Raw genomic sequence first — 25999 nt, 5'->3', positions numbered from 1 at the left:
CAGGTCAGTCGGTCCGCGCCTCGAACCCAAGCTCGCGGCTGATGGCGCCGGCGGTCCCGCGCACCTCGTCGGTCAGACGGGTCATGCGCTCGTCGCTCATATATTGCGCGGCACTCGACACGCTGATCGCGCCGACGATCTTGCCGGCGGCATCGCGGATCGGCGCGGCGACACAGCGGATCTGGTCCTCGTTCTCCTCCAGATCGAACGCGCGGCCGCACTGGGCATAGCCCTGCATCCGCTCGCGCCAGACCTTCGGGTCGGCCCTGGGTGCGCCGGCGGCCTGGTCCGCGTCGAACCGCTCCTGCCAATAGGCGGGCGGGGAATCGATCATCAGCGCCTTGCCAAGTCCGGTGGAACTCAGCGGCTGGCGATCGCCCACCCGGCTGGAAATCGTGATCCGCCGCCGTCCCGGCACCTTGTCGAGATACAGCGCGAAATCGCCGTCGAACACGCCGAGATGCACCGTATCCTCGGTCGAGGCGGCAAGCTCCTCCAGATAGGGGCGGGCGACCTGGACAAGATCGGCCTGCGCCTGCGCCAGCGTACCAAGCAACAGCAGCTTGGGACCAAGCCGGTAGCCCGCGCGCGGCGTGAACGCGAGGTAGCCGCGATCGACCAGCGCGCTCAACAGGCGATGCGTGGTGCTCTTGGTCAGGTCGAGTTTCACCGCCAGCTCGCTCAGCGTCAGCACCTCGTGACTGACCGCCTCGATCAGGTCGAGACCCCGCATGAGCGTCTGGCTGCCCGCGCCGACGGCTGCGCCGGCCGGCTCCATCTTGTCGACATGCGTCGTGATCGTATTCATCCCCACTCCATAAAACGGCCTCCTACATGCTGGCAATCGGCGAATGGCAGTCGCCCCGGATCGCACGGCAGCGGTGGAGGAATGGAAAAAATGGCCGGCCGCATGGGGGCGGTCCGGCCAAGGGGGAGGGATCAGAACTTGACCTGGAAACCAGCGAAGAAACGCTGTCCGGCATAGTAATATTCAACCGGCCGCGCCTTGTCGATGAAGCTGCGCGACGATTCCTTGTTGATGTTCTGCATTTCCATGAAGACGTTGGTATGCTGTTCGGGGAAGCGGAAGGTGACCTTGGCGTCGAGATATCCCTCCGCTCCGCGATAGATCGGGCTGTTGTCGAAATTGACATCGGCGACGGTCACCAGCCAGTCCGACCGGTAATTGTAGTTTACGCGGATGTTCAGCCAGTCCTTGTCATAGAAGATGCTGGCATTCGCGGTCCATTTCGACAGGCCGGGATAGTCGTCGAGCGGCTGGCCGGTGGCGACATTGGTCAGGTTGGTGCGGATCGCACGGGCATAGGTCACGTTGCCGCTGGCGCCGAAGCCGTCGAACGGTGCCGGCAGGAAGGTGAAGGCGGTCTGCGCGCTGGCCTCGATCCCGTCGAGCAGCGCGCCGAACCCGTTGACCGGCTGGCGCACCGAGAACAGGGTGCCGTCCTGGAACAGGTCGACGTCGCCGCGCGTCACGTTCGAGATCACGAAGCTCTTTTCGTACTTCTTGAAATACCCGATGCTGAGCGCGGTATCCTTGTTGGGGAACCAGCCGAGGTTCACTTCCCACTGATCCGCGCGATACGGCACGAGGTCGGGGTTGCCGGCGGTGCACGCATCCTGAAGCCCGGTGATATCGGTCACGTCGTCAAGACAGTTGACGTTGGGAACAAGGTCGGTCGGCTTCGGCCGGGCAAGATTGCGCGCCCAGTTGGCGCGGAAGGTCAGGTTCGGCGTGATGTCCAGTGATCCGTTGAAGGCGGGCAGCCAGTCCGTGTAGCTGTTCTGGAGCGAGAGGGCATTGGCGCTGGTCACCACGGTTTCGATGACCGCCGGGATGCCCGGAACGCCGGTGCCGGGGCGAACCCGCGTCTGGCGGCTGATGTTCGTGCCGGTGCCGGTATCGGTGGTCTTGATATAGCGCAGGCCGGCGTTGCCGCTGAACCGCATGCCGAACACGTCCTGCTCGAAATTGCCCTTCAGATAGGCGGCGGCGATCGTCTCCTTGATGAACACCGTCGGAATCTGCGCGAGGCCATCGGCGTTGCGGACGAGATCCTGGTCGAAGCCCGAGAGGTCATAGATCTGGCCGAGCTGGCCGAAGTTGATCGCCGGCACCGACAATTGCCCCGGCAGGCCGTCCGGCGCGCCCTGAAGGCCGGAGAACAGCGGCGCGCCGGGCAGGCGGCCCGAATTCGTGGCGATGAACTGCGCATATTGCGCCTGGGTCATGTAATAGGTGTTGGCGGCGCGGACGGCCGGCGGCGTGTCCGTCACCACGGTCGTATAGGAGACGTTCGCGCTGGTCTGGTACACGGCCGGAACCGCCGGGGTGCCGGTCGATGGGTTGGCCGACACGGCCGGCCGCAGCAGGCGCGAACCGCCGCCGTTGTAATTCTCGTATTCCTGCCACCGGAACTGGCCACCATATTCGATGCTGGTCAGGAACGGCAGGTTGGTTTTCCAGTCCGCATCCAGCTTCAGCTGGTCTTCCTTGTTGTTGTTGTCGCTGGGGCGGTACTGCACGGTCGGCCCGGCCTGGCGTCCGGGGGCGTTGATGCCGCCGGGCCGGACATAGGCGCTGGTCGATGCCGGGTCGAAGTTTTCGGGGAACACGAACACCGGAATGCCAAGGTCGTTGCGCCGGTCGATGGTGATACCGCCGATGCCGGTCGAATAGGCCAGCAGATTGGTGTCGTTGACGGTCCGCCCCGTCGAATGGGACGCAAGCGCCTTGAGCTTCAGGTTGTCGAACGTCCAGTCGAAACCGGTCAGGTAATAGCGGGTCTTCTGGTCGTACTGGAAATCGCGGCGCTGCACGCCAAGGATGTTGCTGGCGCCGTTCCAGATGGGGGCGGTCGCGGTACCGACATTGACCGAATTGACCGCGGTCAGCGCGCTGGTGACGACGTGGTTTTCACTCGTCGACGTACCGGCAGAAATCTGCGGGCGCGACGTGGCCCCGTTCAGGCCGACGGGTAGCGGCGCGTCGTAATTGAAGCGTTCGAACCGGCCGAGGTCGAGCGAGTAGTTGACGTCGTTGAACTGCTGCTTGCGATTGGTGATGATGGCTTCGGCGAACGCGCGGAAATTGGGCGCGAATTCGTATTGGACCTGCAGATCGGCCGACAGGCGCTGGTCGTCGATGCGACGCTGGCGCAGGCGCGGCACGGTCGGCACCCAGTCGAAGAACTGCGTTTCGCAGGCCAGCCGCCGCGCGGTCGCCGCGGATGCGTTTGCGCCACCGACACCGGCGCAGCTGCCATAGGTGTTGAAATTGGCATAGGCGGGGTTGGCGATGGTCTTTTCGTCCGACCGGTCGAAATCGGCGATCCGCTTCCAGTTGGTGTTGCTGATATAATCCTGGCGAAGCTGCTTCTTCTCGTAGTTGACGGTGCCGAGGAAGCCGAGGCCGTCGAGGAGGAAGCGCGGCGTGCCGACGATGGCCGTCAGGCGGGGGCGCCATTGCTGCGCGGTATCGAGATGCTGGGCCGAAACCACGAGGCTGGCCAGCGGCTTCAGCAATTCGAGCGGACGCCGCGTCTCCACGCTGACCGTGCCGCCAAGACCGCCCTCGGTCAGATCGACGGTGTAGCCCTTGTAGACGTCGATCGACTTGACGAGTTCGGTCGCCAGATCGCGAAGGTCACCCGACCGGCTGCCATCGGCGCTGGCCTGGGTGACGCCGTTGATCTCGACGCGGTTCAGATCCGGCTCGACGCCGCGGATCGACACCGCCTGCCCCTCGCCGAAATCACGGCTCAACTGCACGCCGGTGATGCGCGCCAGGGAGTCGCCGATATTCTTGTCGGGGAAGCTGGCGATGTCGTCGGCGACGATCGAGTCGACGACAGTGCCGGCCTTGCGCTTGCGGGCGATGGCGGATTGCAGCGACGCGCGTGTGCCGACGACCAGAATATCCTCGGTGGTGGCCTCGTCGAGTGCGGTGGTATCGGGGGTCGTCGTGTCGGGGGTGGGGGCCTGCGTGGTCCGGGGCGCGGTGGGTGCAACCGGTGTCACCGGCGGGGTGGTTTGCGCGGTCGCCGGTGCGGCGCATCCCAGCATGATTGCGAGCGCGGACGTGGTGATCGCCAGATTGCGGGCCGACCCGTTGTGAACTGTCATGATGTTCTCCCCCCTGAGACGTGCCGGACGGCCACATTCGGGCGCTGGTCCGGTGCTGATACCTGGATGCTAGACGGCGGCTCGCGATGCCGCGGCGGTATCGCATCGTATCGTGCGATCGGTCGGTCGGGCATTTCGGGTGTCGGGCCGTGTCATCATCATCCCCTAATCTCGACGCGGTCATTACCGTCGCCTGCACCGGCGCGCTGACCGGCGAAAACCACATTGTGAGGCTCTGTTCCGTTATTAGTTTGCCATTTACTGAAGGGCAATCATAATAATTGGGATAAACAGTATAAACGGGCCGGCCCCGTGGGAGATGATGATGACGCGATGCCGCAACGCCGTGCTGGGACTGATGATCGGGACCTGTGTGCCTGTCGGGGCGGCGGCGCAACCGCGCCCGGTCGAACGGCTCGATCGCGGCATCGTCGCGACGCCGGCGCGGGGCGGCGGCTGGCTCGTCAGCTGGCGACTGCTGCGCGACGATCCGTCCGCGACCCGCTTCGACGTCTATCGTGATGGCCGCAGGATCACGACGCGGCCGATTGCCGATGCGACCGCGTTCGTCGACCGCAACGGCAGCGCCAAGGCGCGCTATACCGTGCGCGCGGTCGGAGCGGGGTCGGCCGAAGCGGGCGCGGCTGCGCGGTCGGACCGGCTGGCGCTGATGGCACCGCAAGGCTATCTGTCGATACCCCTGACACCACCGCCCGGCGGCACGACGCCGGATGGCGAGGCCTATACCTACACCGCCAATGACGTCAGCGTCGGCGATCTCGACGGCGATGGGCGATATGAAATGATCCTGAAGTGGGATCCAACTAACAGCCACGACAACAGCCAGGCCGGCTATACCGGCAGCGTGTTCGTCGACGCCTATATGCTCGACGGCAAGCGGCTGTGGCGGATCGACCTTGGCCGCAACATCCGCGCCGGCGCGCATTATACGCAGATCCAGGTCGCCGATTACGATGGCGACGGCCGCGCCGAGGTGGCGATTAAGACCGCCGACGGTACCGTGGACGGCACCGGCGTGGTGATCGGTGATGCGAACGCCGACTGGCGCGGTCGTGACGGCGAAGTGCCGCAGCCGGACAGGACCGGTGCCAAGGTGCTGGCGGATGGCACGAAGGTCGCGCCGCTGGTCGGTCGCATCCTGAAGGGACCGGAATATCTGACCGTGTTCGACGGCCGCACCGGCCGGGCACTCGCCACCGCCGCCTATGACCCGCCGCGCTATCCCGGCGGCAATCCGACGTTCGAGCAGATGCGTGACACTTGGGGTGACGGCTATGCCAATCGGTCCGACCGGTTCCTAGCCGGCATGGCCTGGCTCGACGGGCGGCTGCCGAGCATGATCTTCGGTCGCGGCTATTATGCCCGCAGCGTCGTCGCGGCCTGGGACTATCGCGGCGACAAGCTCGTGAAACGCTGGCTGTTCGACAGCGCCGCGCCGGGCAACGCCGACTATGGCGACCGGGGCAATCACCAGTTGAGCATCGCCGATGTCGACGGCGATGGCCGCGACGAGGTCGTCTATGGCTCGATGGCGATCGACGACGACGGCAGGGGGCTGTGGACCGTGCCGTTGTTCCACGGCGACGCGATGCATGTCGCCGATCTCGATCCGCTGCGGCCGGGCCTGGAGAAATGGGGCGTCTTTGAACAGGTGAAGACCAATGGCGGCATCGGATCGGCCCTGCTCGACGCGCGCACTGGCCGCGTCTTGTGGTCCAAACCCGCCGAAACCGACACCGGGCGTGGCCTCGCCGCCGATATCGACCCGCGCCATGTCGGGGCGGAGTTCTGGGGATCGAACAGCCGCGAGTTGTTCGACGTGAAGGGCAATGCGATCGGCCCCGCACCGCGCCAGACCAACTTCGCGCTCTACTGGGACGGTGACCTGTTGCGGGAATTGCTGGACGGGACGACGATCAGCAAATGGGACTGGAAGACCGGGACGGCGGTGCCGCTGCTGCATCCGGACGACGTCGCGTCGAACAACGGGACCAAGGGCAATCCGGCGTTGCAGGCGGATATTCTGGGTGACTGGCGCGAGGAGGTCGTTTGGCGATCGGCGGATAACCGCGAACTGCGTATCTATGTCACGCCCTATCCGACCCGGCATCGCCTCGTGACGCTGATGCACGATCCCGTCTATCGCGCCGGTATCGCGTGGCAGAACACCGCCTACAACCAGCCGCCGCATCTCGGTTATTTTCCGGGCAGCCTGACGCCCGCCGACACCGCAGACTGACGGCGGATCGTCCTCACCCTGCCGGCCGGCTGCGGCGGGGAAGGGTAAGGGCGGTCGTTACGGGCGACCGTCGGTCACCGGGCCGGCTTGCCCGTTTCGACCGCGTAGATCGCGGCCTTCCCCTCGATATTGGCGCGAAAGATCAGCCATTTGCCGTCGGGCGAGAAGCGCGCGTTCGGCTCCAGCTTGTAATCCTGCCGGCTCATGTCGACCAGTTTCTCGGTCGCGAAGGTGCCGGGTTCGATCAGGGCGTCGGCATTGTCGGCGCGAATCCCGGCGACATCGGGCACCGCGCGCGGGCGGAACAGATACAGCCACTTCGCGTCGGGCGCGCGCGCGACCATTTCGCTGTCACCGCCATCGCCGGAAAACAGAGTCTGGTCGGCCGACACATTGTAATGCACCGACCATTCGTTGCGCTCCAGGTGATACCAGCGGCGCTTGGCGGTCGCCACGTCATAGCCGGCCAGCCAGAAATCCTCGCCGCGCGGTGTCTGCAAGTCATACCAGATGGTCTTGCCATCGGGTGACCAGAACTCGTGGCCGGCAATCTCCATGTTCATCGTTCGGGTGTGGACCTTCGTCTTCTGGCTGCCATCGGTGCGCACCGTCCAGATCCGGTCGACCCGGTGCCACGGCCCCTCATGGCAATACATCAGCAGCGTCGGGTCGGTCGGCGAGAATTGCAGGTGGTTCAGCCAGTCGGTCGATTTCACGATGCTGCGCCGCGCGCCGGTCTTCACGTCGACGGTGAAGATCTCCATCGGGATCCGCGCGTCGAGCCGCTGGTTCAGACGAAATTCCTTGGCATCGGCATAGGTCATCGGCCGCCCGTCGGGCCAGTTGGCGGCATAGGCGGTCTGCCCGGTCCTGATGTCGACGCCGGCCGCATTCGGCTGAAGCGGCATGTCGCGCGCTGCAATCTGTCCGGCCAACAGGGTTTCGTCGGCGTTGATCGTGTCGATCCGGCTGCCCTTTGGCACGTCGGCGATTTTCCGCACCTTGCCGGTGTCGATGTCGGCGGCGTAGATCGTGACCGGCGCATCGGCACCGCCCTTGCCCTGTTCGGAGAAATAGGCGGTGCGCGTCGTGTGGCCGGCGAACAGCAGGTGCAGGCCCGGTCGGCGCAGCAGGGGCTTTACCGTCCAGGACTTCGTGTCCGCCACCGATATCCCGTCGGCGGTCTGGAAGATCATCCGGTCGCCCTGCGGCGTGTAGGCATTGTAGTTGAAATACAGCGCGTAATTGCCCGGTGCATCGGACAGCCGCAGGATGCGGTGGCCGGTCTTCGCGTCGATCCATGACGCTGGCTTGGCCGTGACCTGGGCCGCGACCTGGGCCGTGGCCGGGGGCGTTGCAACGACCAACGCCAGACCGAGACTGAGTGTATGTTTCCGCATCGTCATTCCGTTCATCAGGCGGGCCAGCCATGGTCGCGCGACCAGGCCAGAAAAAGCTCCATCCACGCCACCGGCGATCCGTCGCGGTGCGCGGCGGGCGGACCGTGGCCGCCCTTCTCGAAGATCATCAGTTCGGCCGGTATCTTCGCGGCATGCAGGGCTGTGTACATCAGCACGCTGTTACGCATCGGCACGACCGGATCGTCGCCATTGTGCGCCACGAAGGTCGGCGGCATGTCGCTGCCCAGACCGATCTGCGCGGAATAGCGTTGTTGCCAGTCGGGGTCGGCGGCATGGCTGCCGAGCAGTTCGCGGCGCGACTGCGCGTGCACCCCGTCGTCGAGCATCGTCACCACCGGGAAGAACAGGCCGGCGACCACCGGGCGGGCCGACAACCGGTCCACGGGATCGACCGGCGTATAGGTCGACATCGCCGATCGCGCCGCCAGCCGCGCGGCGAGATGCCCGCCCGCCGAAAACCCGGTGACGGCAACGCGCGCCGGATCAATGGTCCAGCGCGTGCCGGCACCCGCGCGGATGATACGCATCGCCCGCTGCGCATCCTGCAACGGCGCATCCGGCCCCGCGGCCCAGTTATCGTGCGGCAGCCGGTACAGCAGCTCGAACGCGGTGATGCCGCGCGCTGCGAAGTCGCGGGCGATGCCGCCACCCGTCCGCCCTACCGCGACGCGGGCATAGCCGCCGCCCGGACAGATCAGCACGGCCGCTCCCGTCGGTCGTGCGGGGCGCACGACGGTGAGCATCGGCGTCGCGACATGCGGCCAGGCGATATCGTCCGCTCCGCCGGTCGGCGATCGCCCGACCCATGCGTCGACGACCGCAGGGGTCGGGCCGCCGGGTGCCGCACCGGGCCAGATCGGAAAGCGTTCGACGGGTGGGGCATCTGTTTGTGCGAGTGTTTGTGCGAGCGCGGGCAGCGGGATCAGACTGGCGAGGGTACCCGCAAGGATCGTTCGGCGTGTCGTCATGTCAGTTCCCGTCCGGTCGGGTTGAATCGTGCGCCACGCTGGGCGCGAGCCGGAACGTCGCGGGGTCGGGCGGACGGCCGGCATCGAACGCCGCCAGATCCGGCCTGAGATGCGCGGCCAGCGGCAGTTTCGCCGCCGCCATGCCCGCCGCCACCGCACGCGCGAGCACCCACGCGCCGTAATTGTCGTGATGCGTGGCGTCCTTGCCGCCGTCGTTGAAGGCGAGCGGCGCACGCGTCGGCCCCAGCGCCTCGTAAAAGCGGATTGACGCCATGTTCAGGTCGATCACCGGCACGCGCAGGTCCGCACCGACTGTCTTCACCGCCGCCGCATAGTCGGCCAGCGTTGGGCGGATGGCGGACCCGGTCCACATCCGCCGCTCGGGCGAGGTCACCAGGACCGGCGTCACGCCGCGCCGCCGGAACTCCGCGATCCATGCGCGCAGATAATCGCGATAGGTCGTCTCGGCGGCGGCATAGGTCTGCGGCCACTGCGTCTTCTGGTCATTGTGCCCGAACTGGATCAGCGCCCAGTCGCCCGCCTTCGCGGTTTCCAGCACCTTGGCAAAGCGAAGCTCGGTCATGAACGACTTCATCGTCTCGCCCGATTCCGCGTGATTGGCGACGGCGACATCGGGACGGAAGAAGACGGGCAGCATCTGCCCCCAGCTTGCCGCCGGTTCGGCCGGCTGGTCGGTAACGGTGGAGTCGCCCAGCAGGAACACGGTCGGCACCGTCACCGGCTCGACGGTGATCGCGGTGACGCCGGGCGCGGTGCCAAGCATTTCCAGTGTCAGCCTGTCGTCCCAGCTGAACGACCCGCGTTCGCGCGGTTTCAGCAGCACCGCCGTGCCGCCCGGCGCGTTGACCGGCGGCGGGGCAAGCGTGGCATCGCGGACGTTGACCACAAAGCTGCGCATGACCGTTCGCCCGGCGGGTACAACGACACGGTCCAGCATCAGCCGCCGCGACTCCGCCTTGATCGTCGTGTCGGTGCGGATGTCATCGCGGCCCAGCGTCACCGTGACGCGGTAGTTGCCGGGCGGCACCGCGACCGAGAACAGCGCGGGGTTGCCACCTTCGAATCCGTAGCCATCGGCATAGGGGCGACCGGCGGGAACGGCGACGGCGTCCTTGGGGGCCGGCTTGCCCGCGAAAACGAAACGCCGTGACTGGCCCTCGGCCGGACCAGCCATCAGCGCGGCCCCCAGAACCAGCGCACCGATCAGCCGCACGACGGGCCGCCGGCCGGTGTCGCCCGCGTCAGCGCAGGCGTCCCCGGCATGACATACCGCGCGATCGGCAGCTTCAGTCGGTGCAGTCCGGTCGCCACCAGATCGGCGATCCGCCGAGCGCCGATCTCGCTGAAATGCGTATCGTCCGTCACCCCGGCGGGATAGCCGGGCGCACCCGCCGTGCCGGTATAGTGGAGATAATATCCCTTGGCCGCATCGGGGCCGGCGGCCTGCACCAGCGCCTGCGATGTCCGGCCCAGGTCGATCAGCGGCGTCCGCGTTTCGCGTGCCACCTGTCGCGCCGCCTCGGCATAGGTCGGGAAGCTGGGCTGTTCGATCCCGTCCCTGAAGTCGCGTCGCGCGACCGGCGTCAGGATGACCGCCTTCGCGCCTGCCCGTCTGGCAACGTCGAGGAACCGGCGCAGGTTCGCGCGATACTGGTCGATGCTGGTGTAGCGTTCGGGTTTGTCGATGCTGGCGTCATTGTGGCCGAACTGGATCAGCAGGGTATCGCCCTTGCGCAGGTCTGTCGCGATCGTGTCCAGCCGGCCTTCGCGAATGAAGCTGTTGGTGCTGCGACCGCCGATCGCGCGGTTCACGATTTCGACGTTGGGGGCGACAGCGCAGCGCAGCATCGTGCCCCAGCCCGATTGGGGATAGCGATCCGCCTTGTAATCCTGTGCGGTCGAATCGCTGGCAATGAAAATCCGCATCGGAGGCGGAGTCGCGCCACCGATCACCGGTGCGACCAGAGCGATCGCCATCAGCACGCCGTTTCTCACGCCCACTCTCCTGCCTTTTATGTCCCGCATGATGCGACGCGATCCCGCCAAGCGCAACTGCCCGGCCGATAAATATTCATCATGTGAAATAGTGCGCTAATATTCGGGATCGTATTGGCGGTCGCGCAATTGCCGCCTAGAAGACCCATCAGCGCGGCGACAGCGCGGGGAGGGGAACGACATGCGCGTCATGGCATGGATTTACACAGCGGCGCTCGGGCTTCCGGGTTCGGCCACCGCGATGATGGCGCATCCGCCCTCCGCCGGCCCGATCGCTGCCGACCGCGTGTCCGACGACTGGGTGGTCGAGGCCGAAGATCCTGCCGCGCGCGTCACGCAGCATCGCGGCGTCATCGACATCGACACCCCCAAGGGCCTGACCCTGTGGTGGCGCCGGCCGGTCGCGGCGCCGGTCGTCATCCGGTTTCAGGCGATGGCGGTGGCGCGCGGCGGCGCGAACGACCGCGTCAGCGACCTCAACGCCTTCTGGATGGCACGCAATGACGATGGCGGGTCCGTGCTCGCCCGGCGGCGCAGCGGCGCCTTTGCCGACTATGACACCCTGCGTACCTATTATGTCGGCATCGGCGGCAACCGCAACACCACCACCCGCTTCCGCCGCTATGTCGGGCGCACCGGCGACCGCCCGTTGCTGCCCGGCCATGACAAAAGCGACGAGGCCGACATGCTGCGGCCCAACCGCTGGACGACGATCCGGCTGATCGCGGACGGGCGGACGATCGCGGTCGAGCGGGACGGTCGCCGCCTGTTCACGCTCGATGATCCCGCACCCTACACCGCCGGCCATTTCGGCCTGCGCACGACGTGGAGCCACCTGCGTATCCGACGCCTGTCGATCACGCCCCGCTGACCACGGCCTGCTGATGGAGACGACCATGACCGTTCTGAATCCCACGCGTCGCGACACGCTGAAGGCCGTTTTGCTCGGTGGCGCGACCGCGATGCTGCCGGTCCGTCTCGATGCCGCACGCGTGCCTGCGTTCCGGCCGGCACCGATCCGCTGGATCGACGGTGCCGCGCCGGCGATGCACACCGGCCAGACGTTCGGCGTCGCCTGGCCGCGCGGCGTCCTGAAGCGCGATACCGCGCTGACGCTGCGCACGGTGCGAGGGGTCGGTGTCGCGTCGCAGACCTGGACGACGGCAAGCTGGCCCGACGGCTCGATCAAATGGAGCGCCCACGCGCTGGCCGCCGATGTCACGCCCGATGGCCTGATGGTCACGCGTGGTCGCGGGGTCGCGCCGCAAAATCCGGTAACCGTCACCGAAACCGCCGATGCCGTCCGCGTGCAGGTCGGCGACCTGCGGTGGGAGATCGGCCGCACCGGTGCCGCCCTCGTTCGGTCGGCGACCCAATCCGGGCGCGCCGTGCTCGGACACGTCACCCTCGTCGGGTCGGTCCGATCCGACCCGCTGCACGGCGATTCCGTTCCCTTTGCGGGCGAGATCGAGACGGTCACCGTCGAACAGCGCGGGCCGGTGCGCGGGGTCGTCCGGATCGACGGCCGGCACGTCATGGGTGACCGGCGCTGGCTGCCGTTCACCCTACGGCTCTATGCCTATGCCGGATCGGCGGCGCTCAGGATCGTCCATAGTTTCGTGTTCGATGGCAATGCCGGCCGGGACTTTCTCACCAGCCTTGGCGTTCAGGCGACCGTGCCGATGCGCGGCAGCCTGCACGATCGCCACGTCCGCATCGCCACCGATGGGCAGATGTTCGCCGAAGGCGTCCGCCCGCTCACCGGTCTGCGCCGTGATCCCGGCCGTGCGTTCCGCGAGGCGCAGGTGGCAGGCCACGCGACACCGCCACTGGCGCAGATGGCGCCTGCGGTGCGTGACACGCTGGAGCGGATACCGGCATGGGGTGACTTCCGGCTGGAGCAGCCCAATGCCCATGGCTGGCAGCTGACCAAGCGTACTGCGCCGGGTCATGGCTGGATCGACGCGGACGAGGGCGCGCGTGCGCCGGGGCTGGCCTATGTCGGTGGTCCCGACGGCGGGGCCGCGATCGGCCAGCGCTATTTCTGGCAGCGTCACCCGACCGCGCTGCACATCGACGGCGCGGATCACGACACCGCGCGGCTGACCGCGTGGCTGTGGTCGCCCGCCGCGCCGGCGATGGACCTGCGCCCCTATCATGGCACGATGGGGATGGAGGGCTATGCCGCGCAGAACGAGGGGCTGTCCGTCACCTATGAGGATTACGAGCCGGGTTGGGACGATGCGTCGGGTATCGCGCGTACCAGCGAGCTGACCTTGTGGGCGTTGCCGGCCACCCCGGACACCGCGACGCTGGCCGCGATGGCGCAGGCGCAGGCAACGCCGCCGCAATTGATGGCGACGCCCGGGCATCTTCATGCCGCCGGCGTGTTCGGCGACTGGGGCCTGCCCGACCGGTCGACGCCGAACCGCACCGCGATCGAGAACCAGCTCGGCAACCTCCTCGATTTCTACGCTGGCGAGGTCGATCGTCGGGCGTGGTACGGGTTCTGGAACCACGGCGACATCATGCATACCTATGACAGCGATCGGCATCGCTGGCGCTATGACATCGGCGGTTTCGCGTGGGACAACAGCGAACTCTCCCCCGACCTGTGGCTCTGGTATTCGCTCCTGCGCACCGGCGATGCGACCGCGTTCCGCTTTGCCGAGGCGATGACCCGTCACACCGGCGAGGTCGATGTGTATCATGGCGGGCGTTTCGCCGGCATGGGCACGCGCCACGGTGTCCAGCACTGGAGCGACAGTTCCAAACAGCCGCGTGTCAGCAACGCGAGTTACCGGCGGATCTTCTACTATCTGACGGCGGACGAGCGTGTCGGCGACCTGATGCGCGACCTCCTGACGTCCGACCAGCGGCTGCAGCAGGTCGAGATCGGCCGCAAGGTGCCGGGCGCGAAGAAACCGGTGCTGCCGGCGGGCACGATCGAGATGACCTTCGGCACGACCTGGTGCCCGCTCGCCGCCGCCTGGCTGACCGAATGGGAGCGGACCGGCGATACGCGGTGGCGCGACCGGATCGTCGCTGGGCTCGACAGCATCGGGCGGCTGCCGCACGGCTGGATGACCGGCAGCGCGCCCTTCGACCTCGCCTCGGGCCGGTTCCGTGACGATGGTCGCCCGATCCGGTTGTCGCATCTGAACGCGGTGTTCGGCGCGGTGGAGGTCAGTTCGGAGCTGATCCGCCTGCTCGACGTTCCGCGTTACCGCGCCGCCTGGCTGGACTATTGCCGATGGTACAACGCGCCGCAGGCGGAGTATCTGGCAAAGTTCGGCGCGCCGTTCGGCCCCCGCAACCTGCGCGAGGGGCACTCGCGGCTTACCGCCTATGCGGCCCATGAACAGCAGGATGCCGCACTCGCCACGCGGGCGGCGTCCGAGTTCCTGTCCGGCGATGCGGGACTGGGAACATGGCCGACCGATCCGCGCCGTAGAACCGGGGCTGTGATCGAATGGCCGGGGGTCTCGACCAATGCCGCCGCGCAATGGGGACTGGCGGCGATCCAGTGCCTTGCCCTGATCCCCGAGGCGCTGGATCGCGCCGCGATCGTCTCGCCCGATGCGCCCGCCGCCCGCCGCCCGTCGCGCGATGCGGGACGGGACTGACGGTGCGTACCGACTGCCCGCTCAACCGCCGGCGGGCGGGCAGGTCGACTGGCGGATGGTCAGCAGTGCCGGGACGGTGACCGGTGCGTCGGATTTCGGACCGTCGCCCAGATCGGCGATGATGAGGTTGACGGCGCGCGCGGTGACCTCCGCGATTGGCTGGACGATCGCGGTCAGCGGCGGGTGCGCGAGCCGGATGATCGGCGTGTCGTCGAAACTGATGAGTGACAGGTCGTCCGGCACGGTCAGGCGCCGTTCGCGCGCGAGGTCGAGCGTCGCCAGCGTCATCTGATCGTTGCTGGCGATGATCGCGGTCGGTCGGTCGGGCAGGGCAAACAGGGCCTCCGCCGCCGCCCGGCCCGACGGATAACCAAAATCGCCCACCGCCAGCAGGTCGTCGGTCGTCAGCCCGGCGGCCTGCATCGCCGCGCCCCAGCCATCGACGCGCCATGCGCTGAGTTCATATTCGGCCGGTCCGGCGATGAAGCCGATCCGGGTGTGTCCAAGCGCGATCAGATGCTCGGTCGCGATCGTCGCGGCGCGCGTGTCGTCCATGATGAGCCGGATGCCCGGGCCATCGGTCAGCGACCCGATCCGCGCGAAGCTGATGCCGTGTTCCGCCAGCAGGTCGATGATGAGCGGATTGGCGGAATGGGGCGGGGTCAGGATCACGCCGTCCGGCTGCAACGCGGCGATGGCCGCCAGCAACTCGCGCTCGATATGGTCGCTGTGCGTGTCGACCAGTTCGACGATCAGGCGATAGCCATGTTCGGCACAGGTCAGCATGCCGCCGAACAGCATCTGGTCGATCCAGTCGGTGCCCTGCCGCGCGCGCCAGTCGGCGATCGTCCGTTCCCGGTCGTTGAGCGCGAGGATCAGGTAGGAGCGCGACCCGCCCATCCGCTGCGCCGCGATCGAGGGGACATAGCCGAGCGCGTCGATCGACGCCTGCACCCGGGCCATCATCTCGGGCCGGACGCCCGGTTCCTTGTTCACCACGCGGCTGACGGTCTGGAGCGAAACCCCCGCATCCGCCGCGACATGCTTGATCGTGACCGCCTGACGTCGCCGCGCCATCGTTACGCGCCTCAGGCCGCCGCAGCGCAGTAGCGCGCGACATAGGCCGCGTGTTCGGGCAGGCTGGCGACCGTCGCATTGGTGCCGTCGCGCAACTGGCCCAGGAACCGGGCCAGCTCAGCATCGGGCAGCTTGGTCGCGATCGGGTGATACCGGTCGGGGACGATGCCCTGGCCCAGCATCACCTGAACCCAGCTGTTTTCCGCGAACAGTTCCTCGTTCTTGCGGAATACGCGCCCGGTTTCGCGGAACAGCTCGATCTTCTGTTCCAGCGAGGCGGGGACGGGCATCGCCGCGCATTGCCGCCAGAACGGGCTGTCGCGCCGGTCGGTCGCCTTGTAATGCAGGATCAGGAAATCGCGGATCTGCAGCATGTCGGTATGCTGCTGGTCGTTGAATTCGGCGACGTCGCGCGGGGAAACCGCGCCGGACGGGAACAGCCGCAGGAGGCGCAGGACCGCGCGCTGGATCAGGTGGATGCTGGTCGACTCCAGCGGTTCCATGAACCCGCCCGACAGGCCGATGGCAACGCAGTTGCGATGCCATTGCTGACGCCGCGCGCCGGTCACGAAGCGGATCATGTTCGGTTCGGTCAGCGTCCTGCCCTCGATCGTGCCGAGCAGGCGGTCGAGGGCCGCATCCCGGTCGAGATAGCGGCTGCAATAGACGATCCCGTTGCCGCCCCGGTGCTGGAGCGGTATCCGCCACTGCCACCCGGCGTCATGCGCGATGGCGCGGGTATAGGGCAGGGCGGGCTTCACGCTTTCGGTCTGGATCGCGATCGCCGAATCGCACGGCAGGTAATGCGACCAGTCGTCGAACCCGGCGTGCAGCGCGCCCTCGATCAGCAGCGCGCGAAACCCGGTGCAGTCGAGGAACAGGTCGCCCTCGATCCGCGCACCCGATTCCAGTTCCAGCGCGGCGATGTCGCCGCTTTCGCCGTCCAGCTCGACCCGCGCGATCCTGCCCTCGATCCGGCGCGTGCCGTCGGCCTCGGCCATGCGGCGCAGGAACCTGGCATAGCGCGTGGAATCCAGCTGATAGGCGTAGTTCATCCGGTCGTCGGGCAGGTGCGCGAACTTTCCCTGCAACGCGGCGCGCAGCTCAAGGCAGTAATCGTCATAGGGCTGGTGGTGCCCGCGCGTCAGGCCGTGCAGCCAGAAATGCTGGAAGCCGGCGGACCAGTGGTCCTTGCCAGTGACGCCGAACGAATGGAAATAACGGTCGCCGACGTCCTTCCAGCCTTCGAACAGGATGCCCAGTTTGAACGTCGCCTGCGTCTCGCGCATGAACTCGGCCTCGTTGATGCCGAGCAGCCGGTTGAAGGTCATCATCGGCGGGATCGTCGATTCCCCGACGCCGATGGTGCCGATCGCATCGGATTCGACCAGGGTCAGCTCGATCGTCCCGCCCATCGTGCGCGCGATCGCGGCGGCCGCCATCCAGCCGGCGGTGCCGCCACCGGCAATGACGACGCGCCGGATCGAGGGGCGGATACGAGGTTCGGTCATCGGCTGAGTGCTCGCAGGAGGACGGCGCGGAGGCTGCCCGCGCTTTCGGGGGTCAGGGGGGCCAGTACGCCGCGCGCCGCCGCCGGAATATGCGCGGTGACATCGGGGCCGCCCTTGAAGACATAATGGTCGAACATCGCGCGCCAGTGCTGCTTCTCGTCATCGGGCAGGTCGCGGATCGCCAGCATCGCATGGTTCAGCGCATCCTGCGGCTGACCCAGCCAGCGCGGCGTGTCGCGCCACCAGTAATTGACCAGCACGTTGAACGCGGCCAGCCCCTCGACATGATGCCACCACAGCGCCGGGATGTAGAGCGCGTCGCCCGCGTCCAGGTCCGCGACCTGCGCGTGGGTCAGCGCATCGGCGAAATGCGGGTGTTGGTCAAAATCGGGATGGTGAAAATCGACCATGCTCACCGCGCGCCCGGCGGGCGTGTTGTCGACCGGGCCGAGGTAGAGATTGCGGAACTGGTCGCGCGGAAACAGCGCGAAGCGCCGCTGCCCGACCGCGACGCAGGCCAGATTGTCGGGCTGGTCGTTATGCGCCGCGATCCGCGTGGGCGTTCCCATCCAGATGCTGGCCAGCGGCGTGCGGTCGCCAAGGTCGACATGGTTCGCCTCATGCAGACCGGCGAAGAACTGGTGCAGGTCGATCGACGCCAGATAGATGGCGTGCGCGTCCGCCGCGCCCTCATTCGCGTCGATCCGCGCAAAGATGTCAGGCAGTTTCGCGCGCAGCATCTGGAAATTCATCGCCAGCGCGTCGTCATAGAACAGCCGCCCACCGGTGCCGGGCGCACCGACCGAGACGGCGAACGGCCGGTCAAGGGCATGGCGCGCGATATAGTCGCGGGCCGCGCGGGCGGATTGCAGTCCTGCGCGCACCATCGGCCAGTCGGCGATCAGCCCGCGCACGACGAACGGCGTCGTCGCCTCGCGCAGGTGGACGTCCAGGTCCGCCGCATCCGCAACCGTGATGTCGCGCACCCGCGCGAGCGTGTCGAAGATGCCGGCGTCGGCCTCAGCCATGGGCGTTGCGCCGGTTCTTGCGCGCAACGAGGTCGCCGATCGCGCCAAGCGACGCCAGCGCCATGAAGATCGGCATCAGGTGCCCGGCCTCGTGCAGGTCGGCAATGGCGGCGGCATCGAGTGCCGCCAGCTTGTCTTCGTCGATAACGTGATAGCCGACCAGCCGGTTCTTCGACCCGTCGTCAAGCGTGACGTCCAGCGTCAGCGGTTCGAGCAGGTCATGGCGCAGCAGGGCGGCGAAGAACCCGGCGGAGGCGACATAATCGGTATCGAGCGCGCGCAACTGGTCGGCGATGCGCTCCAGATACGGCGTCGGGCGGCCGGTATCGTCGAACACGCGCATGCCTTCACCCGCGCCGGTCACGATTCGGGGGCTGGCCATGTCGATATGCACCTGGCGCACGTCGGATCCGTCAGGCCCGCGCCCGACCAGAAACGGCTGGCTGTCGATGGCGAGCGGGCGATAGCGCGCGTCCCAGCCGGTATCGGTCAGGAACAGGTTCTCTCCGGCCTCGAACCCGAACATGGCCAGTGCGATGAAATTGTCGCGGGTCGCGTCGAGCTGGAACAGGATCGGATAGTGCGACTGTACGCGGCGAAACTCGCTCGGCACGGTGATGCAGGCCATCACCGCATCGCCATACGCGGGCGACCGTTCGGTGCGGATCCGCAGGTCGCGATGGTCTTCGGCGGTCAGGATGGCATGGTCGGACATCAGGCAACAGGTTCCAGAACGGGCATGCCGCTCTCGCGCCGCAGGGCGTCGAGATAGGCACGGTTGGTGGGCAGGCCGGCGGCGAGCTGGCGCTTGCGCTGCTCCATCTGGCCTAGCAGGATTTGCGCCCGTGTGCGCGATCCGCTTGCGATCGGGCCGGACGTGGGCGGCGAAAAGCCCATGCCGTACAGCACATATTGATAGCTGGCGGCGGGGAAGATTTCGTCGATCATCGGGAAATCGGCGCGCGAGGGTGGCTGGTGCTGCCAGAGCCGCAACAGTTCGGCGAGCCTGTCCGGGATCGACGCCGGGTCGCGGTGGTCGCGCCAATACGGCTCCTTGCGGCGGCTGAGTACATAATGCAGTTTCAGGAACTCGACGATCCGGTCCCAGCGATAGCGGAAAAGTGTGTTGAACCGGGCCGCATGGATATCCATCGCCGCACGGGTCACCGGGAAATTGTCGAGCAGCGCCTCCAGCGACAATTCGATCAGCACGATGGCCGATGCCTCCAGCGGCTCCAGGAAACCGGCGGACAGCCCGATCGCCAGGCAGTTGCGCTCCCAGAACCGTTGACGGTGGCGCGACTGAAACGTCAACTGCCGGAAAGACGGAACGGCCATATCCGGCGCCACCCGGCGGCAATAGCGCGCCAGCGTGTCCGCCGCCGCGTCGTCGCTGCAATGGGCCGAGGAATAGACGCATCCGACTCCCCGCCTGGTCGGCAGGCCGATGTCCCAGATCCACCCCGCGGCGTGCGCGGTCGCGTTGGTCTGTGACGCGATGGCGCTGTCGGGCGCGACGGGTATCTGCACCGCCAGCGCGCGATCGTTGAACAGCTCGCCGCCGCGATCGACCGTGCCGACGCCGTAATGCCCACCGATCAGCAAGGCCGGCTGGCCGGTGCAATCGAGAAACAGGTCGCCGGCAATCGCGCCATTGTCCCGCGTGCGGACAGCGGCGATGTCGCCGTCGCCGGTCGTGTCGATGCCGACGACATGATCGCGAACATGGCGCACGCCCAGCGTTTCGGTCGCCTGCCGCATCAGCAGCGCGGCCAGTTTGCCCGCGTCGAGATGATAGGCGTAGTTCAGCGTGCCGGCATAGTCGGGCATGGCCCGCTGCCGCGGCGCAAGGTCGCGCGCGCACATGTCGGCCTGTGCCCCGACCCTATGGGCAAATCCTGCTCCGTCATGCGTCGGCTGGTCCGCCCATGCGGCAACGATATCGCGCGGGTCGCCCTCGATCGGCGCGGTAAAGGGATGGAAATAGCGGTCGTCCGCAGCACCGGTGCGCCAGCCGTCGAACCGCGACCCCTGTTTGAACGCACCATCGCAGGCAAGCAGGAACGCGGTTTCGCTGATGCCGATCCGCTCCAGCGTCCCGCGCATCGTCGGCCACGTTCCCTCGCCAACGCCGATCGTCGCGACGTCCGGCGATTCGACCAATGTAACGGTGATGGGGCGGCGCACGCGGGGATCGGCGCGCGCCGCGATCAGGCAGGCGGAAAGCCAGCCGGCGGTGCCCCCGCCGACGACGACGATGTGCTGGACCGGGCGATCTCCCGTGTCTGTCGTCATCGTGCCTTTCCCGCCTCTCGTTCCTAAAAACTATATGGGTGCCTGACCGGCGTCGAAAAGGCGGTGGGTTCCTCCGCCATTCCAACGTCGATCAGGCACCCGGACAGGCCATGCCTCAGAAGGTGAAGCGAAGGCCGGCCGAGTAGCGCGCATAGCCGGGCTGCGCAAAGGTGACGAACTCGTCCGACCGGCGATGGCCGCGACGGCCCTGACCCGTCAGGTTGATGCCTTCGGCGAACACGGCGAGGCCCTGCGTCACCTGGTAGCTCGCGCTGGCGTCGATCTGGCCGTACGCCTCGACATAGGTCGGATCGAACGCGCCGCCGGCATAGAATTCGCCGCGCCAGTTGTACGCGACACGCGCCTGGATGCCGTTCTTGTCGTAGTAACCGACCGCATTGGCACTGTCACTGAGACCGGTCAGCGCGAACTGGCCGAGGTTCGGGTTGAGGGCGTTGTTATAGTCGGAGTCGCCGTTGACGATCGTGTAGTTCAGGATGACGCCGAAGCCGGTTTCCCACAGCCGGTGCTGCAGCGCGAATTCCCAGCCGTTGATGTTGGCGGTCTGGTCGCTGTTGAACGGCTGGCTCACCTGGAAGTTGAACAGATCGTCCTCGGGCAGGCCGATGATGTTGCCGTTCAGATAGGTGATGTCGCCGGTCGGGGTGGTGACCACGGTATTGCCGGTCACCTGCGACGATGCGGGGAAGTTGCGCAGGATATAGTCGCGCACCCGGACGGCGTCGCTCGTGCCCAGTGCCGCCACCGCCTGGCGATAACGCGGACCCGCACCCGGGTTGCGCAGGTCGAATGCCGGCGTGTTGATCTGGGTCGTGCCGATGAAGTTCTTCACGTCCTTGTTGAAATAGCCGACCGAGATGTAGCTTTCACGACCGTAATACCATTCGGCCGACAGATCGATGTTCTTCGACTTGTACGGGATCAGGTTCGGGTTGCCCTGACTGCCCGTGCCGCCGCCGATCCGCGGGTTGGAATCGATCGACAGGCCGCCTTGCAGGCTATTGTAGTCAGCACGGGTGATCGTGTGGCTGTACGACGCGCGCAGCTTGACGTTGCGCACCGGTTCGATGTCGAAATCGACCGCCGGCAGCCAGTTCTGGTATTCGCCCTTGAGCGTGGTGAACGCGGCATTGGCGGCATAGGTCAGCGCGAATTCGTTCGGCCCCGTCCAGCGCGTGCCGTTGGGAATCGGCACCAGCGCCGACGACTTCACGAGCGTCTGGTCGTAACGGACGCCGCCGATAATGTGCGCCGATCGGCCGAACACGTCGAACTTGCCGTTGAACTGGATGAACGGCGACACCGTCTGCTCGCGGATACGACGGTCGTTGGTGTAATCCGCAAGGCAGGTGCCCGGCGCGGTCGTGCCCGTCTGCGGTGCGCTGCAGATATTGTACTGCGTGCGCAGCAATTCGGCCATCTGCTCGAAGTTGAACGTGTAGATCGACGCCGGAATGGCGGAATTGTCCGCGCCCGCCACGCCCTTGAACTTGTCCGGCAAACTGGTCTGGGTGAAGAAATTGTCGGGCACCGCCGCCGCGCCGAACGCCGCGCCGCGCGGGTCGATGCCGCCCCACGTCTCGTTCTGAATGAAGCCGTAGGCCGAGCGGACCTTGTTGTCGACGTACGAGAAGCCCCAGTCGACGCTGTCGAGGAAGCCGCCATCATGGTCGTAATGACCCTTCAGCTGCAACTGGTTGATCTCGTCCTTGAAAAACGCGTTGCGGAACGCGTTGCCGGTGGGCGTGATGAGCGCGGCGTTCAGCGGGTCGATGCCCGGATACATCTGGTAGGAGATGATCGGCAGGTCGTTTTCGAAATTCAGCGTCTGCGACTGCACGCCGAAGATCGCGCCGCCGATCGACGTGCTGCTGCCGTAATCGTTGGTCGGCTTCGACGTTGCGGTCGAGTGATGCGCGTCGAGCGACATGGTGACGCCGCCGGGCGCGTCCCAGGTCAGGTTGCCGCCGATCGACTTGTTCTCGGACTTGTTGGCGGTCAGCGCGCTGCTGTACGACAGATCCTTGCCGGGCGCGAAATTCTCCGAATAGAAAACGGGGCCTGCCGAGGGGCCGTTGGTCCAGGCACTGCGCGTGTCGCCGAAGTTGAACCAGATGCCGACGCTGCTGTCGCGCACCTCGACCTTGTTGCTCGAATAGGTGAAGTCCAGCGTCGCGGTCAGCGTGTCGGTCGGCTTGGCCTGCAACACCAGCTGGCCGTTGATGCGCTCGCGGTCGATGTCGATCAGGTTGTAGTTCGCGCTCTGCGGGATTTCGTAGACGTCGTTCGGGCCGGGGCGGTTGGTGATGTTGGCCGCACCCGGCGTTCCCGGCTGCGCCAGCGTGCCCCAGTTGTTCTCCGACCCCAGGAAGCCGTCGCGGAAGCCGACGCCGGCCGTGTTGCTGCTGGCCTTGCGCCGCTGATACGCGCCGCTCAGGAGGATGCCGATCCGGTCGTCGGCAAAGGTCGAGGACAGGATGCCCGACACTTCCGGCGTGATCGGATCCTTGCCGTTGCGCGAGCTGTCCAGCACGCCCTTGGCGGCGACGCTGCCGCGCGTGCCCGGCTTGTCGAGCGGGCGGGGCGTGCGGATGTTGATCGTCGAGCCGATGCCGCCCGACGGCACCGCGGCACGGCCGGTCTTGTAGACCTCGACCGCGGCGACGCCTTCGGACGCGAGGTTGGCGAAATCGAACGAACGCGAGGCCGGCGCGCTGGCCCCGTCGCCCAGCGTCGAGGTCGGCATCTGGCGGCCGTTCAGCGTGACCAGGTTATATTCCGGACCAAAGCCGCGCACGGTGACGGTCGAACCTTCGCCGTTCGAACGGTCGATCGACACGCCGGTGATGCGCTGGAGCGATTCGGCCAGGTTGGTGTCGGGGAACTTGCCGATGTCTTCGGACGAGATCGCGTCGACGACGCCCTGTCCGTTGCGCTTCAGGTCGATCGCCTCGCGCAGCGATGCGCGAATGCCGGTGACGACGATGTCATCGGTCGGCTCGCCCTCGGTGGGCGTCGTCTGCGGTGCGATGTCCGACGGGCCGGGGTTGCCGACGGTGGCGGCTGCATCCTGCGCGGCTGCCGCGCCCGGAACGCCGATCAGCGCGAGGGCCGATGTGCCGATAAAGAACTGCGAAAGCGAACGCGCTGTGAAGCCACGCATGAGTCTTCTCTCCCTGTAGCCAGCGCTATCCGTGCGCCTTGCCTGTGAACGTTCACTTTCTCCTTCTGCCTTTCCATGTCAAGCGTTGGAAACGGCAGTTGTGAACGTTCACAAATTATGCTGATAATCGTTGCAACGGTGCAACACGCACCCGGACGACGGCCCCCGGGTCCGTCGCCGCAATCAGGGAGATGGTGATGTCGAAGGGTTTTCGTGCCGCATTGATGGGAGCCTCGCTACTCGTCGCGACCGCGCCGGTGCTGGCTGGCGATGGCGCGTTGCCGGCCGCCGGGGCGCAGCCGGTGTCCGATGCCCGCGCGCGCGCGGCGGCGATCGTGGCGCGGATGACGCTGGATGAGAAGATCGCGCTGGCCCACGGGCTGTTCCCGCCGATGGCGGCGGGCAAGACGGCCAACGAGCTGATTCCCTCGGCGGGCCATATCGACGGTATCCCGCGTCTCGGCGTGCCGCTGGTGCGTGAAAGCGACGCCTCGCTCGGCGTTGCCAACCAGGTCGAGCAGCGCAAGGGTGACGTCGCGACCGCCCTGCCGTCCAGCCTGGCGACCGCCGCCAGCTTTGATCCCGCCATCGCGCGGGCCGGCGGGGTGATGATCGGGGCGGAGGCGCGGGCCAAGCGTTTCAACGTGCTGCTGGCCGGCGGTGTCAACCTGACGCGCGACCCGTGGAACGGCCGCAATTTCGAATATCTGGGCGAGGATCCGCTGCTGGCCGGTGAGATGGCCGGCGCGCATATCGCCGGCGTCCAGTCGAACCGGATCGTGTCGACCGTCAAGCATCTTGCGCTCAACGCGCAGGAAACCGGCCGCATGGTGGTCGACGCGCGGATCGACGAAGCCAGCCTGCGGATGAGCGACCTGCTCGCCTTCCAGATCGCGATCGAAAAGGGGCGGCCGGGTTCAGTCATGTGCGCCTACAACAAGGTCAATGGCGACTGGGCGTGCGAGAACAAGCACCTGATGACCGACGTGCTGAAGCGCGACTGGGGCTATCGCGGCTGGGTGATGAGCGACTGGGGCGCGGTCCATTCCACGGTCAAGGCGGCGAACGCCGGGCTGGACCAGCAGTCGGGGCAGGAACTGGACAAGGCGCTGTATTTCGCCGCGCCGCTGAAGGCTGCGGTCCAGGCCGGCACCGTGCCCGCTGCCCGGCTGGACGACATGATCGTGCGCTATCTGACCGGGCTGATCGAAACCGGCGCCTACGATACGCCGGTCCCGGCGACCGCGCAGACGCCGCCCTATGCCGCGCATGCCGATGTGGCGCAGCGCGCGGCGGAGGCCGGTATCGTGCTGCTCAAGAACGAGGGCGGCCTGCTGCCGATGGCGCGCACCGCGAAGCGGATCGTGGTGATCGGTGGGCGCGCCGATGTCGGCGTGCTGTCGGGCGGCGGATCGAGCCAGGTGCGGTCGGTCGGCGGCGCGCCGATCGAGGTACCGCTGACCTCGGGCGCGGCGATGTCGTTCGCCCGCTACACCTATCACGCGTCGTCGCCGCTGAAGGCGCTGCAGGCCGCGCTGCCGGGGGCGACCGTGACCTTCGTCGATGGCACGGACGTCGCGGCGGCGGCATCGGCCGCGCGGGCCGCGCGGGCCGCCGATATGGCGATCGTCTTCGCGACACAGTGGACGACCGAGGCGCAGGACGCGACCGACCTGTCGCTGCCCGACCGGCAGGACGCACTGATCGCCGCCGTCGCCAAGGCGCAGCCGAAGACGGTGGCCATACTGGAAACCGGCGGCCCGGTCCTGATGCCGTGGATCGACACGGTCCCGGCCGTCGTGCAGGCTTGGTATCCCGGCCAGCGTGGCGGCGAGGCGATTGCCAATATCCTGACGGGCAAGGTCGCGCCATCGGGCCGGCTGCCGATCACCTTTCCCGCTGCCGCGACACAGGCTCCGCGTGCCGCCCCGGTCGGGCTGGACCGGCTGACCTCGGTCGAGGCGCAGGCGGCGGCCAATCCGGCGAACGCATCGGCCTATCAGCTCGAATCCTTCCCGGTCGACTATGTCGAGGGCGCGAATGTCGGCTATCGCTGGTATGAAAAACAGGCGCAGCGCCCGTTGTTCGCGTTCGGCCACGGCCTGACCTACACCAGCTTTGCCTATCGCAATCCCGTCGTCACCGGCGGCCGGTCGCTCAGCGTCACGTTCGACGTCGTCAATACCGGCAAGCAGGTTGGGGTGGACGTGCCGCAGATGTATGTCGCGCGCGACGGGGCGGCCATGCCGATGCGGCTGGCCGGGTTCACGCGGCTTACGCTGAAGCCGGGAGAGACGCGCCGCGTCACGCTGACCGCCGAGCCGCGGGTCGTGGCGGATTACGACACGACGCTGCCGGGATGGCGGATCGCCGGCGGTGCCTACCGCGTAGCGGTCGCGCATGACGCGACCGACCGGGCGATGGTCAGAACCGCAACGCTGGCACCGATGACGATGAAGCCATAGTCCCC

General features: G+C 67.0%; 16 protein-coding genes. 4 read left to right on the top strand and 12 right to left on the bottom strand.

The genetic code is table 11. From position 1 onward, the window contains the following. Positions 1–4: 4 nt before the first annotated feature. Together ASE75_RS02705 and ASE75_RS02700 are read right to left on the bottom strand one after the other, a co-directional pair. Positions 5–808, bottom strand: a complete 804-nt coding sequence (locus tag ASE75_RS02705) for an IclR family transcriptional regulator (RefSeq protein ID WP_055928323.1) — start codon at positions 806–808, stop codon at positions 5–7. A gap of 131 nt (positions 809–939) precedes the next feature. Further along, positions 940–4143: a TonB-dependent receptor gene (locus ASE75_RS02700; protein ID WP_055928320.1), complete on the bottom strand. Its 3204-nt coding sequence runs from the start codon at positions 4141–4143 to the stop codon at positions 940–942. A 325-nt stretch (positions 4144–4468) separates the two neighbouring features. Between ASE75_RS02700 and ASE75_RS02695 the strand changes: the two genes are divergently transcribed. Beyond that, positions 4469–6403, top strand: a complete 1935-nt coding sequence (locus ASE75_RS02695) for a rhamnogalacturonan lyase (protein WP_443025282.1) — start codon at positions 4469–4471, stop codon at positions 6401–6403. A 74-nt stretch (positions 6404–6477) separates the two neighbouring features. Here ASE75_RS02695 and ASE75_RS02690 read toward each other — a convergent pair whose 3' ends face one another. The 4 genes from ASE75_RS02690 to ASE75_RS02675 are packed head-to-tail and all read right to left on the bottom strand — an operon-like array spanning position 6478 to position 10808. After that, on the bottom strand, positions 6478–7803 hold the full coding sequence (locus ASE75_RS02690; protein WP_055929340.1) for an oligogalacturonate lyase family protein: 1326 nt from the start codon (positions 7801–7803) through the stop codon (positions 6478–6480). A gap of 14 nt (positions 7804–7817) precedes the next feature. Continuing rightward, positions 7818–8792, bottom strand: coding sequence for an alpha/beta hydrolase (locus ASE75_RS02685; protein WP_055928317.1), 975 nt, complete (start codon positions 8790–8792; stop codon positions 7818–7820). A gap of 1 nt (position 8793) precedes the next feature. Continuing rightward, positions 8794–10026 carry a rhamnogalacturonan acetylesterase gene (locus ASE75_RS02680; RefSeq protein WP_235512486.1) on the bottom strand — a complete coding sequence of 411 codons (1233 nt, stop codon included), beginning with the start codon at positions 10024–10026 and terminating at the stop codon, positions 8794–8796. Then, positions 10017–10808, bottom strand: coding sequence for a rhamnogalacturonan acetylesterase (locus tag ASE75_RS02675; RefSeq protein ID WP_235512485.1), 792 nt, complete (start codon positions 10806–10808; stop codon positions 10017–10019). The genes ASE75_RS02680 and ASE75_RS02675 overlap by 10 nt, the downstream gene beginning before the upstream one ends. Positions 10809–10998: 190 nt before the next feature. On the opposite strand from ASE75_RS02675, the gene ASE75_RS02670 reads away from it, so the two are divergent. Next, positions 10999–11679 carry a DUF6250 domain-containing protein gene (locus ASE75_RS02670; RefSeq protein WP_055929329.1) on the top strand — a complete coding sequence of 227 codons (681 nt, stop codon included), beginning with the start codon at positions 10999–11001 and terminating at the stop codon, positions 11677–11679. Positions 11680–11704: 25 nt separating this feature from the next. Beyond that, complete coding sequence (locus ASE75_RS02665) at positions 11705–14434, top strand: exo-rhamnogalacturonan lyase family protein (protein WP_055929326.1); 2730 nt, start codon at positions 11705–11707, stop codon at positions 14432–14434. A gap of 21 nt (positions 14435–14455) precedes the next feature. Here ASE75_RS02665 and ASE75_RS02660 read toward each other — a convergent pair whose 3' ends face one another. From ASE75_RS02660 to ASE75_RS02635, 6 genes are all read right to left on the bottom strand, one after another. After that, entirely contained in the window at positions 14456–15511 is a 1056-nt protein-coding gene (locus ASE75_RS02660; RefSeq protein ID WP_055928314.1) for a LacI family DNA-binding transcriptional regulator, read from the bottom strand. A gap of 11 nt (positions 15512–15522) precedes the next feature. Continuing rightward, a complete protein-coding gene (locus ASE75_RS02655) occupies positions 15523–17022 on the bottom strand; it encodes a tryptophan halogenase family protein (protein WP_055928311.1) in 1500 nt (499 codons plus the stop codon). Further along, the gene (locus tag ASE75_RS02650; RefSeq protein ID WP_055928307.1) at positions 17019–18050 is read right to left on the bottom strand and encodes a cupin-like domain-containing protein; all 1032 of its coding nucleotides are present in this window, start codon (positions 18048–18050) and stop codon (positions 17019–17021) included. The genes ASE75_RS02655 and ASE75_RS02650 overlap by 4 nt, the downstream gene beginning before the upstream one ends. Beyond that, entirely contained in the window at positions 18043–18765 is a 723-nt protein-coding gene (locus tag ASE75_RS02645) for a SapC family protein (protein WP_055928303.1), read from the bottom strand. Before ASE75_RS02645 ends, ASE75_RS02650 begins: the two co-directional genes overlap by 8 nt. Next, positions 18765–20345, bottom strand: a complete 1581-nt coding sequence (locus tag ASE75_RS02640) for a tryptophan halogenase family protein (RefSeq protein ID WP_055928300.1) — start codon at positions 20343–20345, stop codon at positions 18765–18767. The genes ASE75_RS02645 and ASE75_RS02640 overlap by 1 nt, the downstream gene beginning before the upstream one ends. Before the next feature lie 115 nt (positions 20346–20460). Beyond that, entirely contained in the window at positions 20461–23529 is a 3069-nt protein-coding gene (locus ASE75_RS02635) for a TonB-dependent receptor (RefSeq protein WP_055928298.1), read from the bottom strand. A 197-nt stretch (positions 23530–23726) separates the two neighbouring features. Between ASE75_RS02635 and ASE75_RS02630 the strand changes: the two genes are divergently transcribed. Further along, positions 23727–25994 carry a beta-glucosidase gene (locus tag ASE75_RS02630; RefSeq protein WP_055928295.1) on the top strand — a complete coding sequence of 756 codons (2268 nt, stop codon included), beginning with the start codon at positions 23727–23729 and terminating at the stop codon, positions 25992–25994. Positions 25995–25999: the final 5 nt, after the last annotated feature.

It is taken from the genome of Sphingomonas sp. Leaf17 (assembly GCF_001421505.1).
GTDB lineage: Bacteria > Pseudomonadota > Alphaproteobacteria > Sphingomonadales > Sphingomonadaceae > Sphingomonas.
This window is presented reverse-complemented; position numbering and strand designations above follow the sequence as displayed.